The sequence below is a fragment of the Leptolyngbya sp. BC1307 genome (assembly GCF_002286735.1).
In the GTDB taxonomy this organism is placed as follows: Bacteria; Cyanobacteriota; Cyanobacteriia; order Phormidesmidales; family Phormidesmidaceae; genus Phormidesmis.
In genome coordinates this window covers 49,535-64,647 of record NZ_NRTA01000005.1, presented here as the reverse complement: position 1 = coordinate 64,647, position 15,113 = coordinate 49,535, and the positions used below count along the sequence as shown (strand labels likewise).

Genomic DNA, 15,113 nt, shown 5'->3' with positions numbered 1-15,113 from the left:
ACAGCTTCTTCGACCCTTTTCTCCTATATTCATAGATGTTTCTGGGCCTTATGGTTCGTACTGCAAAGGCAGTGCAAGATAAAAAAGTAGCACTCTCAAAAAATGAACATACTTCTCATGCCTATTTTAATAATTTTGTTGTTGATAGGTGCGATCGCAGCCTACTTACTCACGGCCCGGCGCTATGACTCCGCCGATTCAGTGGCTAATTCTTACGACGAGTGGACTCAAGACGGCATTTTAGAATTTTATTGGGGAGAGCACATTCACCTGGGTCACTACGGGTCACCGCTCCGCCAAAAAGATTTTCGGGCCGCTAAATACGATTTTGTTCACGAAATGGTGAAGTGGGGCGGATTGGACAGGTGTGCGCCGGGAACCACCCTGCTCGACGTGGGCTGTGGGATCGGTGGCAGCAGTCGGCTACTGGCAAACGACTACGGTTTTGATGTGACGGCGGTGACAATCAGCCCAGGCCAGGTAGCGCGAGCCCAGCAGCTAACGCCTGAGGGGTTGAGCGCAAAGTTCATAGTAGATGATGCGATGGCGCTGTCTTTTCCCGATGAGAGCTTTGATGTGGTTTGGTCGGTAGAGGCCGGGCCGCATATGCCTGATAAGGCTGTATTTGCTAAGGAACTGCTGCGGGTGCTAAAGCCGGGCGGTGTATTGGTCGTAGCCGACTGGAACCAGCGAGATGACCGCCATCGCCCGCTGAACTGGTGGGAAAAGCCGGTGATGAGGCAACTGCTCGACCAATGGTCCCATCCTGAATTTTCGAGCATTGAAGGCTTCTCGGAGCTGCTGGAGGCGACTGGTCTGGTGAAGGGTCCGGTAGACACAGCCGATTGGTCGAGAGAGACGCTGCCTTCCTGGATAGATTCGATTTGGCAGGGCATCATCCGTCCGCAGGGATTGGTGAAGTTTGGCCCGGCTGGATTTATCAAATCTGTGCGAGAGGTGCCGACGCTGCTACTCATGCGTCTGGCGTTTGGCAACGGCCTGTGTCGGTTTGGCATGTTTCGAGCAGTGCGGGCAAATGTGCCATCAGCAACTGTTCAAAGTGCTGCCTCAGCAGAGATCAAGATGCGATAACGGTCGGCTGTCATGACTTGTTTTTCAGCTCGTGACGGAAGGCTGTATTCGCTGTTACAGGTCTCACGATTTCTCCCTGGAGAGCGATAAAACGATATGGATGCCTGTACAGGTAGGCAGAAAAAAGCCCTAGCGAGATTCTTGCTATGGGCACAGTCGGATCTTGTTAAGTATTGTTAATGTCTGGGTACATCAAAGACGTTATCTCAGATATTGCTATGAGTTTAGATGCTAAGCGAGTCTCCTCACCTTGCCAAACCTGCTCACTTTGCGGCGTCCGCATTGATCAAAAAGATACGGTTCATTTCTCTTTTGGCAAGCCGGGCAGTCGTGAGCGGCTGTATGCCAGGGTTTGTAGTCACGTCTCCGATCGCCGCTGTATCAACGCTGATGAGAACAGGCTGAGGCCAATTACAGCGGACGATCACTATGGATTTGAAGAAGTATCAGCTGAGCAGATGGAAGAGATGCTAGCAGGTGTGTCTTCGTCGAGAGGATAGCTGTTTGGCGCTACTTAAAACGTACTGAAGTAATAGCAAAGCGTGGATGCGTTCGCGCTTTGCTATTACTTTTTCACCGTAGCTGAACCCGAAACAGACCACACTGAAATACAGATATGCAATCTATGCGGATAACGGTCTAGCCCTATGTATGATTTCGGCCAATCACAAGTTAGAAGCAAGATTTGTCGCCTCTGCTCGCAGGACTAGCGCAGCATCAAATTTTCAAAGGTTCATCGCCTCTCAGCGTGAGATTATAGAGGGGTGAGATAAGGGCCAAGGCTATGAAAGATTTGATCAAAGGGCTGCGCGAATTTCAGAGCAGCTACGTTCCTAAACATAAGGAGTTACTGCAAGAGCTGGCGCAGGGGCAGCATCCTCGGGTGCTTTTCATCACCTGCTCCGATTCGCGGGTGCAGCCCGAGCTGATTACCCAGTCTAACCTGGGTGATCTGTTCGTGATTCGAAATGCCGGTAACATCATCCCGCCCTACGGAGCGACCAACGGCGGCGAAGGGGCCACGATTGAATACGCCATTAAGTCGCTGGAGGTTGAGCATATTATCGTTTGCGGGCACACCACCTGCGGGGCGATGAAGGGGCTGCTGCAAGTGGGCGAGCTAGAGCACAAAATGCCACTGGTTTACAACTGGCTGAAGCATACCGAGGGCACTCGTGAGATGGTTGAGGAGCATTACGGGCATCTGGGCCAGCAGGAAAAGCTGGCAACTCTGATAGCGGAAAATGTGCTGACCCAGATCGATAACTTGCGGACGTATCCTTCGGTGCGATCGCACCTCCACAAAAACGAAATTGCCCTCCACGGCTGGATCTACAACATCGAAGATGGCTCCGTCCTTACCTACGACCGCAAGAACCACATCTTCGTGACACCGTTCCAATTGCTAGAGTCTTACGACAACAGCAATCAGGAACTGTCTGACCAGACCGACAGCGACCCCAGATCGCCTAGACTGCCCCAAGGGCAGCGCGATCGCATCTATCGGGGCTCCCCTGCCTTCTATCACCGCTAGCTGACCGGAGCGCACCCCTCAACCCAGGGCAATCTCTGACTGAGGGGAATAAAACGCGCCTGCGCAGACCATCCCTTTGCTCACATCTAGCGTGACCATCGTTCCATTACGGATAATCTCGGTCGCTCTCTGCACCCCGACAATCACCGGAATGCCTAGCCGCAGCCCCAACACCGCCGCGTGACTGGTGAGGCTGTCATCTTCAGTGATAATGCCACCCGCTCGGCGAATCGCATCGATATAGTCAGCGCTAGTGCGCGGCACCACCAAAATTTCGCCCGTGTGAAAATCCTTCACAGCCGCCGTATCGTGAGCAATGCGAGCCCGACCGCTAACGGATCCCTCGCCAATACCGCGCCCCTTGCCCAGCACTGCTGTCACCACCTCTACCTTGATCAGGTCGGTCGATCCGGCGACTCCCTGCGAAGTGCCTGCCGTCATCACCACCAGATCGCCATCTTGCAAAAATGAGGCTTCCTGAGCAACGTTTAGCGCTGCTTGAAAAGTCTGCCCAGTAGACGGCAAATCGGCTACCAGCAGCGTATTCACCCCCCACACCACCTGCAGCTGCCGGGAGACATCTACCAAGGGCGTCACTGCCAAGATCGGCGCTTGGGGCCGAAATTTTGAAACGTTGCGAGCGGTTGCCCCCGTGCGGGTCATGGTCATAATCGCCGAGGCTTTGAGCTGAGAGGCAATTTGCCCCACCGCCTGGCTGATGGCATTGGGAATGGTATGGCTCTTGCCAATGTCATCAACGACCCGCCTTAGCTGCTCTTTTTCAGTGCGTAGCGCAATCCGCGCCATCGTCGCGACGGCCTCAACTGGGTACTGACCCACAGCCGTCTCATTCGAGAGCATCACCGCATCAGTCCCGTCAAAAATTGCATTGGCGACATCAGAGACCTCAGCGCGAGTCGGGCGCGGGCTATCGACCATGCTATCAAGCATCTGAGTCGCCGTAATGACTGGAATGCCCAAGCGATTGGCCGTAGCAATCAGCCGCTTTTGCAGAACGGGCACATCTTCAGCCGGTAGCTCTACGCCCAAGTCACCCCGAGCCACCATCACCCCATCCGACAGCGATAAGATGGCATCCATCTGCTCAATCGCCTCGTGCTTTTCAATTTTCACAATCACCGGCACCCGGCGACTCGTTGTGTTTTGAATGATCTCTTTGATCTCTAAGACATCTTGCGGATTGCGCACAAAGCTCAGCGCTACCCAGTCTACGTTTTGATTCAGCCCAAACAGCAGATCTTTGCGATCCTTATCCGTCAGCGCTTTAATCGACAGATAGACGCCCGGGAAGTTGACGCCTTTGCTGTTAGAGAGCTTACCGCCAACCACCACTTCACAGAGCAAGTTGCGCTGCTCCATGTCTTTGCCCACCACTTTCATCTCCACCTTGCCGTCATCTAGCAAAATAGTGGCGTCTAATGGCACTTCCTCGACCAGGGGTTCGTAGGTGACAGAGCTTTCGGTTTGCGTACCGGCAATGTTGCGGCTAGTGAGGATAAAGCTATCTCCTTTAGCCAGCTGAATAGAGCCTGCTTCAAACCTGCCGAGTCGGATTTTAGGCCCCTGCAAATCTTGCAAAATTCCGACAGGCTGCTTAAGCTCGAAAGAGATCTGACGAATTAGCTGAATATTTTGGCGATGGCTTTCTTGATCGCCGTGCGAAAAGTTAAGGCGTAGCGTGGTTGCGCCCGCCTCGATCAAGGCTCTCAGCGTATCTGCATCTTGAGTAGCAGGGCCGATGGTTGCGACGATTTTAGTTCGGCGCAGGGCGGGGCGCGCTAGTGGAGCCTCTCCTGAGGAAAATCGCATACGCTTTTTTTAGTGAAAATACAAAGGTTCATATCTGCTCAAACGATACCATTGCGAGGCCCCATCCATTGCAGGGAGTCGCTCATAAAACCAGCGCCCTCACTCATTTTTATAGTGATCGGCAATTCGCAAAATAGTTACCGATTAGGCCACAATATGAGGAGAATAGACTATATAGTGAGTCTTTAAGTGAGCATACCGACTGCTCACCTGCCTTAATAACTGTCTGTCAGAGCGCTGATGCGATCTGTGCAGGGGAGTTGCCAGGCACATGGCGATGCTCACAACGAGGGGGAATTGCCACCGCCTTAATAAACGAGTCCGAATCGGCGGATCAATGTCACAAAACTTTAATATTTATCTCAGGTAGCGTATACTACCCAAGAACGTATACCTGAAAACGTGGTGTGAAGGAGCGAATGTATGGTGTCGGCGGCAGTGGAGCCCCTGACAGTTACTCGGAGAGTCCCTAAGCGGTTTCTAGACGCAGATGGCGGCGTAAGCCTCGATCTGGTGATTTTTTTCGGGGCTGTTTCTCTAGTAACTTTTTCGACAGTCGGATATTTCGTTTGGCATTGGCTAAGCTGGTGCTGTTTTGCACTAAACACACTGGCCTTACACTTAGTGGGTACCGTCATTCATGACGCTTCTCACAAGTCGGCCCATAGAAATCCAATTATCAACGCGGCGCTCGGCCATGGCAGTGCGCTGATGTTGGGGTTCACCTTTCCGGTGTTTACGCGGGTGCACTTGCAGCATCACGCTCATGTCAACGACCCAGAGAACGACCCCGACCATTTTGTCTCAACTGGCGGCCCGCTGTGGTTGATTGCTGCCCGGTTTTTCTATCACGAAATTTACTTTTTCCAGCGGCGGTTATGGAAGAAATACGAGCTACTGGAGTGGTTTTTAAGTCGATTGATGGTGGGTGTCTTCGTCTACGCTGCCTGTCACTTTGGCTTTATTGATTACCTGTTCAACTACTGGTTTTCCCCGGCACTGGTTGTCGGGTTGGCGCTGGGTTTGTTTTTCGATTACTTGCCGCACCGCCCTTTTAAAGCGCGTAACCGTTGGCAAAATGCTCGGGTCTATCCGAGTGGCTTGCTCAATCTGCTGATCATGGGGCAGAATTACCATTTGATTCATCATCTGTGGCCTTCTATCCCCTGGTATAAGTACAAGAGCACGTATGAGGTGATGAAGCCTTTACTGGATGAAAAGGGCTCACCCCAGTCTCTTGGCCTGATGCAGACCAAGGACTTTCTCAACTTTTTATATGACCTGTTCTTGGGCATTCGCTTTCATCCCAAACCGGAGAAAGACACTCAAAAGCCAACTGGCTAATAGCGCAAACAAAAAAGTCCTGCTGAATTACACAGCAGGACTTTTTTGATATTCAGCAGATTCTAATAAACCTAAGCGCCCATCTCTAAAACGGCGTGACGCAGCAGCGTAATTTGCCGCTCAAAATCGAGCGCCGTGATATCTGTGAAGACTTTAGAGGCTGATGAGGGCAGCTCGTAGTCATCAGGCACGGGAATAATGTCGCCAGCCGCCATGCCTTCAGAGAGCTGATACCAAAATGCCAGCTTGTTATTCTCAACAAAGGTGCCGTAGGTCTTGGTCTGCTCGGTCTGCTTTTTCTCTACTAGATCTCGCATGAAAGCTAGCTGATCAGACTCTGACATTGCTTTCACGTCTTCGTACAGCCTTTCCGTAAACTGGGTATTAGCTGATCCAGGCGCAGCTGGCGTGACCGACTCGCCCATATTTTCATAGAGCACCCACAGCAGGCCTAGCTTGTCATCGGTCGTCAATGAATTAAAAGCTGAAAGCTCTTGGGCGATATCATCAGGAATATTGGGCTGAGAAGTAGAGGCTTGTGAACTGCTTACCATAGTTGGTTCCTTGCATACGTTTTCTCTAAAAGCGTAGCGGTGGGAGCAGAGCAGATAAAACCTCAAAAGGGAGACCTCAAGGGCCGCGAAGCTCTCTCAAAAGAGCGAGTGCCCGAGGAATTTGGACAATCAGATTGGGCACAGCTAGATTAATCAGAAGTCAAGCAGAGATCTGGGCGTAGGTGGCGGGCCCCGCGCAGGTAGGCATGGCTGACTTCGCTCTGGTGGGCTGGTAAATAGAGGTGAATCATCAGCCGAATGCAGCGGGGCAGGCTGCCCTTGACGTGCATTTGCTGAACATCCAGTAGGGGAACATCGTCCCATTGGGGACGTGACCGGGCGATCGCCGCTGGAAACACAGAATCCAAATCGCGAGTAGCCGAAAACGTCACGCTGACAATACGCTCCGGGTCTAGCGGATTGCCCAACTCTACCGCATCGAGCAGTTCGGTGACGGCAGCAGCGATCGCCTCGACCGAATTTTCAGGGACGGTGGTTGCTCCTCGAATGGCTCGTATCTGCCAGTCCACAGCGGTTGCTTCCTTTGCTATTCTGACGCTCCCCCATTTAAGCATTGATTCTCGCCCGATTTGAGAGCGGTGCAGATTTGAGCCTAGATCCAGATGGGAGGGAGCGATCGCACCCCCTAGTAACGACCCTAGTAACGAGCCAACTGGCTAGCCATACCCGGCGGCTGATAGAGCCACAGCGGCACGCCGCTAGTGGCCACTTCAAAATCTATGCGCGCCAGCGTAGCCGGCATAGCGGCCGGTAAAATAGATAGCGCTGAGCGATTGCCCGGCAGCAGGCGGGTCAGCAGCGATTTTTTCTCTTCAAAGGTGTAGCACTCAGCCTTATCCGGATCGAGCCCGCCCAGTTCAGCCGCCCAGCGCCGGGCATCTTCTTCGCTGCCCAGCCGGTCTACGACGCCCAAAGCCAGCGCCTGTTCGCCCGTAAACACGCGGCCATCGGCAAAAGCCCTGACGCTCTCCTCAGACAGATTTCGCCCCTCTGCTACCGTCCGCACGAACTGACCGTAGCTAGTGTCAATCAGCTCCTGCAAGATCGTTTCTTCGGCAGGCGTCAGTGGCCGGTCAAAGGCCAAAATATCCTTGTAGGGGCCAGATTTAATCACCTTAAAAGATACGCCCACCCGGTCCAGCAGCTTCTCTATATTGTTGCCGCGTAAAATGACGCCAATAGAGCCGGTAATCGTGCCGGGGTTAGCTACGATGTGGTGAGCCCCCACGCCAATGTAAACCCCGCCCGACGCTGAAATATTGCCGAAGCTAGCGACGATTTTGACCTTTTCCTGTAGCTGCTTGAGAGCACTATAGATCTCCTGAGAGTCGCCGACGGTGCCCCCGGGGCTATCAATCCGTAGCAGCAAGGCCGGAAACTTTTTTTCTTCAATTTCCTTAAGCGCCTCTAGTACGTGCTTGCGGGTCGCACCAGCGATCGCACCTGTCACTTCGATCCGGGCAACTTGTTTGCGATAGCGAGGCTTAAAAGGCCAAATCATAAAACTTTCAGGGCGCTGTGCTTTACATTACTTTAAAGTAAGTATACGACCTGCCAGGCGCACCTGGCCTCTGCTGACGCTGCTGGTGCCCTTATCTATCCTGCTCGCTTATGAACCCTCGCCCCTCTTCTGACACGGCGACCTCCCCCCGCAATGCGCTCCATATTCCCGTTCCGCAGCCGCTGTCAAAGCTAGCCGCTCATCCGCTGGTGCTGATTTCGCCCTTTTTTCTTTGGGGCACTGCCATGGTGGCGATGAAAGGGGTGATGGTAGAGACCACACCCATGTTTTTAGCAGGGGTACGGCTGCTGCCTGCCGGCCTAATGGTTGTGCTGGTTTCTCTCCTATTGGGCCGAGAGCAGCCCCAGGGCTGGCGGGCATGGCTGTGGATCGCGCTCTTTGCTCTGGTAGATGGCACCTTATTCCAGGGCTTTTTAGCCCGAGGGCTAGAGCGGACGGGCGCGGGCCTAGGCTCAGTCATGATTGACTCTCAGCCGTTGGCGGTGGCGATTATGGCGCGCTTTCTCTTTCAAGAGTGGATTGGGCCGCTGGGCTGGTTGGGGCTGCTGATTGGGCTGGCGGGCATTAGCTGTATTGGTCTGCCTGACGAGTGGATTTTAGGCTTCTTTCAAGGTCAGGGATTTGACTTGGGGCCGCTGATCACCTTTGAGCAAGAGGTGTGGACGGCTTTGTTTCAGCAGGGCGAGTGGCTGATGCTGATGGCCGCTCTGTCAATGGCGGTCGGAACCATCTTGATTCGCTATGTGGTGCGCTGGGCCGATCCGATTGCGGCAACCGGGTGGCATATGGTGTTAGGCGGTGTGCCGCTGTTAGCGCTATCTGTTGTTGAGTCTATGGACGCTGAGCTAGCGCCCTGGCAGGGGATTTCGCTCCCTGGCTGGCTAGAGATGAGCTACGCTACTATTTTTGGTAGTGCGATCGCCTACGGCGTATTTTTTTATATTGCGGCTCAGGGCAATCTGACCAGCCTGAGCGCCCTGACCTTTCTCACGCCAGTCTTTGCCCTGCTGTTTAGCACCCTTTTACTCTCAGAAAGCCTCAGCTTGCTACAGTGGAGTGGCGTCATGCTAACTCTACTCAGCATTTATTTGATTAACCAGCGTACTCAGCTCGCTAACTGGCTCTCGACGCAGCTATCTATACCTGCCTGGGCTACGCCTCCCAAAAATGCGGCGATCGCTGAAAAATCCGCCGATTAGCAGGCAGCTCTCCCAATACATCAAAAGAGATACGTAAACATACAGAGAGCGACTGTAAAGAAGCGAAAAACTCAAGCTACTACCCGTCGCTGAAATTGAATGCTCAGGATAGAATGACCTCAGTAAAATGGCTGAGCTGGTTAGCGTGAAGGTTACAGTTCACACTGAAAACGCCACACTGCACTCTTATTCGTTTTGACAAATTGAGGAGTTTAAAGCAACTCACTGAGACAGCTCAATGCAGGGCTTAGCGCATCCAATGGCTGACTAAATTATTCGTCAGCAGTTAGCTCAAACTTAATACTTGAGTTCATTTTTAAGCTCAAAGGTTTCTATAGGGTCAGTAGCATCTTCTCAGTTTGGTCTTAAACTAACAGAAAATAATTCAGGCGGGCATCCTACACTTTAGTGGAAGCAACGTTAAAGGAATTTTTCGCTTTTGTCCGACGTGCGGACCTGATACAGCGCAATTCCTCGAAAGTACCACCTGTCACAAGATTCGACCTTCACATAGTCGTTAAATATTGAAAAATAACAGGTAAGGATAGCAATGATTCGGCGTTCTACTCTAGTATTTCTAACTTGCCTGACTGCGATTGGCGCTCCGGCTATGCGGCCAAAGATTGCTGCTGCCATCATCGCGCCCAGGCCCGGTTCTTCTCAAACATTGATGGCTCAGGCTTCTGGAGGCTCGGCGGCGGGCTCGGTGAGTAGCGCTCTAGACGTAGGCGCTCGGGGTGAAGCTGTCAAGGTAGTTCAGCGCCGTCTGCAGCAGAGTCAGTATTACAAAGGTCCTGTTGATGGTATTTACGGGTTGGCGACTCAGCGAGCCGTCAGCACTTTTCAATCCGATGCGAATTTGGCGACTAGCGGCAGACTAGACGATGAGACCTGGCAGGAACTGCAAGCAGTGCTCTCTACTCAAAATGATGCCAATACAGAACCTGCTGCTAATCAAAAACCTGCTACTGACGCAGAGCCCGCGACATTTGCTGCAAATGCAGCTGATGCTACGCCGCTGCTAGAAGCAATGCCTACCGCTAGCGAGCTACCGGCCATTGAGCAAGACGGCGTAGCGATCAACGTAACGACTGCCGATGCAGCGACCGTTGATGACGCGGAAACCGTCGATGATACGGCGGCGGGAGACGATGCGGAGACCATAGATAGTGCGGAAGCGGTGGATGACACGGTTGTCGTAGATGATACGGCAGACGGGATTAGCCCTGCGCTGGGCTGGGGGCTAGGGTTGGCAGGTTTGCTAGCTAGTTTTGGGGTCGGTTTTTTGGTCGCCAATCGCGGCAAATCTAAGGGTGGCCCAGCGGTAGGCGATCCGTGGGGCGAGGCAGATCTCGATGCTGGAGCGCCAAACCGAGCTCCATCTGTTCGGATGGAGACGCCGGTGACCGGTCAGCCTGGGCCTAGACTAAGTGGCAGCAGTCTGGCTTTGCAGACAGGGGCGATCGCCCCTACCACCAGCGCCCTGCAAACCAGCGGTCAGATGGGGAAAGTCTCCTCCCTAACCCAAGGAGATGTAGTAGATGGGCTGATCGGCAATTTGCGCAATCCTGACCCGGTTAGCCGCCGTAAGTCGATTTGGGAGCTAGGCCAGCGTGGCAACTCGATGGCGGTGCAGCCGTTAGTCGATGCAATGGTCGATGCGGATTCTAAAGAGAAAAGCTTACTGTTAGCCGCTCTCTCAGAAATTGGGGCGCGATCGCTCAAACCCATGAACCGGGCGCTGGCGATCGCTCTTAAAGACGACAACCCGGAGGTTCGTAAGAATGCCATTCGCGACCTTACCCGGATTTACGAGCTAGTGGTCCAAATTAGCCAGATGCTCGGTCATGCCACCGAGGATGAAGACGCCGAGGTTCGTCAGACGGCGACTTGGGCCCTTGAGCAGCTCAACCGGATTCGCCGGGTGAGCGACACAGACCCGAACATGCGCGCCTTCACAGGCGGCAGCGGCGCAAAACCCATAGATTTACTGTCTAGCGAAGCGTCTATCCGCCGGACTCAATAGGGCATTCGGAGCAGCGTGAATTCTCTGCGGTTGCTGATTCTGTCTACACCGGTCGGGCCGCTGGGGTCTGGGCGGGGAGGCGGGGTAGAGCTGACGGTGGCTAATTTGGCGCGGGTGATGAGGCAGCGCGGACATCGAGTGGCGATCGCAGCGCCAGCGGGCTCTGTTTTGTCCGGTCAGCCCGCCGCTCGCACTGACGCTCTAGACTGCCAGATAGAGATTATTCAAGTATCCGGCAGCTGTCAGCCAACAGCGCAGACGCAAAACCGCAGCGCTCCAGTGATAGTAGGCTCGGCGCTGGCTAACGCTTGGGCCTATGCGCGTCAGGCTCAGGCTAATTATGACCTGCTGATCAATTTTGCCTACGACTGGCTACCTTTTTATCTGACGCCATTTTTGACGACGCCAGTGGCTCATTTTGTCAGCATGGGGTCGCTGAACGACTGTCTGGATGAAGCTATTTTTCAGCTGTCGGCTCAGTTTCCTGCCACCCTAGGGGCCTACACGCGATCACAGGCAGACACGTTTGTCTCGCCGACAGGCACAGCCCCCCTGCGGTGGCAAATTTTGGGTAGCGCCATTGACATTGCTCAGTATGACTATTGCGATCGCCCCGGTGACTCTCTGGCCTGGGTAGGGCGAATTTCTCCAGAGAAAGGGCTGACGGCGGCGATCGCAGCAGCCGTAGCGGCTAATCGTCCGCTCAAAATCTTCGGCAAACTAGAAACGACTGACTACTGGCAAAGCATTCAGCAAAGCCTCTCGGCAACGGCGGCAGCGCTGATCACGTACTGCGGCTTTTTACCGACGCCCCAGTTGCAGCAGGCATTGGGCCACTGTCAGGCGCTGCTGGTGACGCCACAGTGGGTAGAAGCCTTTGGCATTGGCGTGATTGAAGCATTAGCCTGTGGAGTGCCCGTCATTGCCTATCGGCGTGGTGGGCCTGCTGAAATTGTTTGTCATGGCAAAACGGGCTGGCTGGTAGAGCCGGGTGATCGGGCGGGGATGGTCGCGGCGATCGCGCAAATCGAGCAGATTGACCGATACGCCTGCCGTCAACAGGCCGAAACCATGTATTCATTGGCCGCCTGGGGCGATCGCTGCGAGCAGTGGTTCAATCAAATTATTTCCGGTACGATAGGCAGCTAACTTAACCCCGTTACGGATTTTCCTATCCATCAATGAAATTCTTAAGGGAGATTTATTTTAGATCGTCGCTACTCTGCCACAATAATTCCATTTCGATCACCCCCGACCCTCCGTAGACTTGCATGATTGCCTTAACCCCCGAAGAAATCACCCAGCTTCAAGCTCGACTGGCCGACTATCCAGAAGCGCTATCGGCCCTTCAAGAGATCGAAGACTGTGAGGGTGATGTAGAAGATGCCGCTATTTCTCTAGCGCTTAGATCCGGACAAGAGCCCGATACCAATGAGCAGTGGCTAGCCGGTTTTAGCAAACGCTATCGCCATATCGCCTGTCAGCCTCAGTTTAGAGATTCACTCGCGGCAGGCCAGTTGAGCACTCTGATCAACTATCTCACTCAGGAGACAGACTGCCCGGCTTTAATCGCCGCGCCAGTCGCTATCTACGTTTTGAAATCTGGTGTAGATAGCTTTTGTCGCAGTTTTGATAACAGTCGGCTTTAGGCAAGCAGGTCTATTGTCGCGATTCCGGTGCGAGTGACCTATCGACATGTCGCCGGGCCTATGTTGCCGAGCTTGACTGCCCTGTTAAGTTAGCCAGCTGCCAAAAGTCGTGATTGACCTCGCGCCACAGAGACTGATTATTCGGATCGGTGCGTAGCGCCTTTTTTAGATAGATACGGGCTTTTTGCAGCTGTCCCTGGCCGATTAGCTGCCGTCCCCAGCGCTGGTAGACGATGGCCTGCCACTGGCTGATTTCGGAGTCGGCGGGCATGCGCTGCGCCAAGCCTTCGACTAGCGCCACCGCTCGGGGAAACTTCTGCTGCCTCAAGAGCTCTTTGAGCTGACTATAAGCCTCCTGCTTCAGGCTCTCTTCTCGGTCAGAAAGCTGATCGCCCGCTGGCCTAGCTGACGATGCTGACTGTGAACCATTCGCCCATTCTGTCTGGTCATACGGTGCAGCAGCATAGGCGGTTGACGGTTCTTCATCAAAGTTACCGATGCCTAGCTGCTCTAAAGTCAACCTAAGGCCGTCTAAGTCAAACGCCTCGGTCTGAGCCTGGCTATGGTCTTGTGCCTTATACCCGCCGCCTGCTGATCGCAGGGTCTCCACAATCGCGGTGTAGGCATCGTTGATTTGAATAAAGTGCTCAATCGCCTGCTCACCCGGATTGGTATCGGGGTGGTAGCGCCTAGCTAAGCCCCGATAGGCTGTTTTCACATCCCGCAGCGAGGCCCCCCGGCGCAGTCCTAGCGTTTGATAGTGATGGGCCAAATTCATAGCGGCGCAGGCGAGAGGAGCAAAAGGCTATGGTCTTGAGCTTTCTACCATGATCGTACCCAGTAGCCCGCTGTAAGATTCGAGTTGGCACAAATTATAGAAGATCCCCCGCCTGTTCAGCGCTTTGTTGGCAAAACAGACTTATTTTTTGACTGTAGGCGCTTGCTGAAGGGCCTTCCTAGCTAGCGGGCAACCGTTCTTCAATCACCCGGTCGATCAGGCCGTATTCTTTGGCTTGAGCAGCTGACATGAAGTAGTCGCGATCGCTATCTTTCTCAATCCGCGCTAAATCTTGCCCTGAGTGCTCAGCCATTAGCTGATTGAGCTCCCGGCGCACCTGTACGATTCTCGCCGCCTCAATTTCGATATCAGTAGCCTGACGGCGACCCACCCCACCCGAAGGCTGGTGAATCATGATGCGCGAATGTGGCAGGGCTAGACGCTTTCCCTTAGACCCCGCATTGAGCAAAAATGCCCCCATACTGGCCGCTAACCCAACGCAAATCGTTACCACATCCGACTTGATGTACTGCATCGTATCGTAAATGGCCATGCCCGCTGTGACTGAGCCACCCGGCGAATTGATATAGAGATAGATTGGCTTAGTCGAATCTTCTGAGTCGAGATACAGCATATAGGCAACGATCGCGTTGGCAATACCGTCATCGACCTCTTCGGTCAAAAAGATAATGCGCTCGCGAAACAGCCGCTCGTAGATGCTGATCCACTGTTCGTAAGTGCCGCCAGGGAGGCGATAGGGGACGCTAGGAGTTCCGATAGGCATGGGTTTAAGCAGTTGTAGAGAGTAGGAGGAGTCTGAGACAGAAAAGATTAAATAGAAGATACTGATGTATCGACTAAATCCGCAGTGACATTGGCCGCCGGATTTTCAATGACGCGGTCAATTAGACCATATGCTTTCGCTTCTTTTGGAGAAAGATAGAACATCCGCTCCATATCTTTAGCAACTTTCTCTGGGCTTTGACCGGTATTGTCCGCTAAAATTCGCTGGATTAGACGCCGTTTCTCCAGCACCTCTTCTGCTTCTAAGCCAATGTCGGTAGCCTGCCCCCGGGTCAGCGTTTGCGGGTGAGTCAGGGCGATGCTCGTATGCGGCAGCGCGGCTCGTTTACCTTTAGTGCCAGAAGAGAGCAAAACAGCGGCCATGCCGTAGGCAGTTCCCATACAGACGGTCACCACCTCAGACTTGATATAGGCCAGCGTATCGTATACCGCTAGCCCGGCGCGAATAGACACCATCCCCGCTGAAGCGTCTGCCGTTCCGCCCATCACCGGATCGCCAATGGAATTGATATAGAGGTAAATGGGTTTGTTAGGATCTTCAGAATCGAGATAGAGCAGGGCAGAGACAATCGAATTGGCCACCCCGTCTGACAGCGGCTGATTGATAAAGAGGATGCGTTCCTGACTCATGCGCGTGTAGACGCTAACCCACTGCCAGGAGCGGCTACCCGGCAGATTGTAAGGAACGCGCAGGATTCCATCGACAGACATAAGCGGTTTACTTGGAGATAATGGGCATAGAGCAAATAGGGCAGAGCTG

Annotated in this window: 15 protein-coding genes; 8 read left to right on the top strand and 7 right to left on the bottom strand. The window is 53.5% G+C overall.

Annotated elements, in window-relative coordinates; translation table 11 throughout:
- Nucleotides 1–102 precede the first annotated feature (102 nt).
- The 3 genes from CKL79_RS04665 to CKL79_RS04655 all read left to right on the top strand — a co-directional run bounded on the left by CKL79_RS04665 (nucleotide 103) and on the right by CKL79_RS04655 (nucleotide 2,626).
- Nucleotides 103–1,092, top strand: coding sequence for a methyltransferase domain-containing protein (locus CKL79_RS04665; RefSeq protein ID WP_121968430.1), 990 nt, complete (start codon nucleotides 103–105; stop codon nucleotides 1,090–1,092).
- Nucleotides 1,093–1,310: 218 nt separating this feature from the next.
- Nucleotides 1,311–1,592, top strand: coding sequence for a hypothetical protein (locus tag CKL79_RS23420; protein WP_205878993.1), 282 nt, complete (start codon nucleotides 1,311–1,313; stop codon nucleotides 1,590–1,592).
- 284 nt (nucleotides 1,593–1,876) lie between these two features.
- Nucleotides 1,877–2,626, top strand: coding sequence for a carbonic anhydrase (locus tag CKL79_RS04655; RefSeq protein ID WP_121968429.1), 750 nt, complete (start codon nucleotides 1,877–1,879; stop codon nucleotides 2,624–2,626).
- A gap of 18 nt (nucleotides 2,627–2,644) precedes the next feature.
- On the opposite strand, the gene pyk is transcribed toward CKL79_RS04655, so the two are convergent.
- Nucleotides 2,645–4,456 (bottom strand): pyruvate kinase, encoded by a 1,812-nt coding sequence (pyk, locus tag CKL79_RS04650; protein WP_121968428.1) that lies wholly within the window; start codon nucleotides 4,454–4,456, stop codon nucleotides 2,645–2,647.
- 423 nt (nucleotides 4,457–4,879) lie between these two features.
- Here pyk and crtR point away from each other — a divergent pair, with 423 nt between their 5' ends.
- Nucleotides 4,880–5,800, top strand: a complete 921-nt coding sequence (gene crtR / locus CKL79_RS04645) for a beta-carotene hydroxylase (protein WP_121968427.1) — start codon at nucleotides 4,880–4,882, stop codon at nucleotides 5,798–5,800.
- 71 nt (nucleotides 5,801–5,871) lie between these two features.
- Here the strand turns inward: crtR and CKL79_RS04640 are convergent, their stop codons facing one another.
- The 3 genes from CKL79_RS04640 to sppA form a co-directional block, all read right to left on the bottom strand.
- Entirely contained in the window at nucleotides 5,872–6,354 is a 483-nt protein-coding gene (locus CKL79_RS04640) for an orange carotenoid protein N-terminal domain-containing protein (protein ID WP_121968426.1), read from the bottom strand.
- A gap of 149 nt (nucleotides 6,355–6,503) precedes the next feature.
- Nucleotides 6,504–6,929, bottom strand: a complete 426-nt coding sequence (gene aroH / locus CKL79_RS04635) for a chorismate mutase (protein ID WP_121968425.1) — start codon at nucleotides 6,927–6,929, stop codon at nucleotides 6,504–6,506.
- An 83-nt stretch (nucleotides 6,930–7,012) separates the two neighbouring features.
- Nucleotides 7,013–7,876: a signal peptide peptidase SppA gene (gene sppA / locus CKL79_RS04630; RefSeq protein WP_121968424.1), complete on the bottom strand. Its 864-nt coding sequence runs from the start codon at nucleotides 7,874–7,876 to the stop codon at nucleotides 7,013–7,015.
- A 110-nt stretch (nucleotides 7,877–7,986) separates the two neighbouring features.
- On the opposite strand from sppA, the gene CKL79_RS04625 reads away from it, so the two are divergent.
- The 4 genes from CKL79_RS04625 to CKL79_RS04610 all read left to right on the top strand — a co-directional run bounded on the left by CKL79_RS04625 (nucleotide 7,987) and on the right by CKL79_RS04610 (nucleotide 12,771).
- The gene (locus CKL79_RS04625) at nucleotides 7,987–9,096 is read left to right on the top strand and encodes a DMT family transporter (protein WP_121968423.1); all 1,110 of its coding nucleotides are present in this window, start codon (nucleotides 7,987–7,989) and stop codon (nucleotides 9,094–9,096) included.
- A gap of 610 nt (nucleotides 9,097–9,706) precedes the next feature.
- Entirely contained in the window at nucleotides 9,707–11,122 is a 1,416-nt protein-coding gene (locus tag CKL79_RS04620) for a peptidoglycan-binding protein (RefSeq protein ID WP_170943970.1), read from the top strand.
- 15 nt (nucleotides 11,123–11,137) lie between these two features.
- The gene (locus CKL79_RS04615; RefSeq protein WP_346427044.1) at nucleotides 11,138–12,271 is read left to right on the top strand and encodes a glycosyltransferase; all 1,134 of its coding nucleotides are present in this window, start codon (nucleotides 11,138–11,140) and stop codon (nucleotides 12,269–12,271) included.
- A gap of 122 nt (nucleotides 12,272–12,393) precedes the next feature.
- A complete protein-coding gene (locus tag CKL79_RS04610) occupies nucleotides 12,394–12,771 on the top strand; it encodes a hypothetical protein (protein ID WP_121968420.1) in 378 nt (125 codons plus the stop codon).
- 58 nt (nucleotides 12,772–12,829) lie between these two features.
- On the opposite strand, the gene CKL79_RS04605 is transcribed toward CKL79_RS04610, so the two are convergent.
- The 3 genes from CKL79_RS04605 to CKL79_RS04595 form a co-directional block, all read right to left on the bottom strand.
- On the bottom strand, nucleotides 12,830–13,549 hold the full coding sequence (locus CKL79_RS04605) for a J domain-containing protein (protein ID WP_121968419.1): 720 nt from the start codon (nucleotides 13,547–13,549) through the stop codon (nucleotides 12,830–12,832).
- 178 nt (nucleotides 13,550–13,727) lie between these two features.
- Nucleotides 13,728–14,333 carry an ATP-dependent Clp protease proteolytic subunit gene (locus tag CKL79_RS04600; protein WP_121968418.1) on the bottom strand — a complete coding sequence of 202 codons (606 nt, stop codon included), beginning with the start codon at nucleotides 14,331–14,333 and terminating at the stop codon, nucleotides 13,728–13,730.
- 47 nt (nucleotides 14,334–14,380) lie between these two features.
- Nucleotides 14,381–15,064, bottom strand: coding sequence for an ATP-dependent Clp protease proteolytic subunit (locus CKL79_RS04595; protein ID WP_121968417.1), 684 nt, complete (start codon nucleotides 15,062–15,064; stop codon nucleotides 14,381–14,383).
- Nucleotides 15,065–15,113 lie beyond the last annotated feature (49 nt).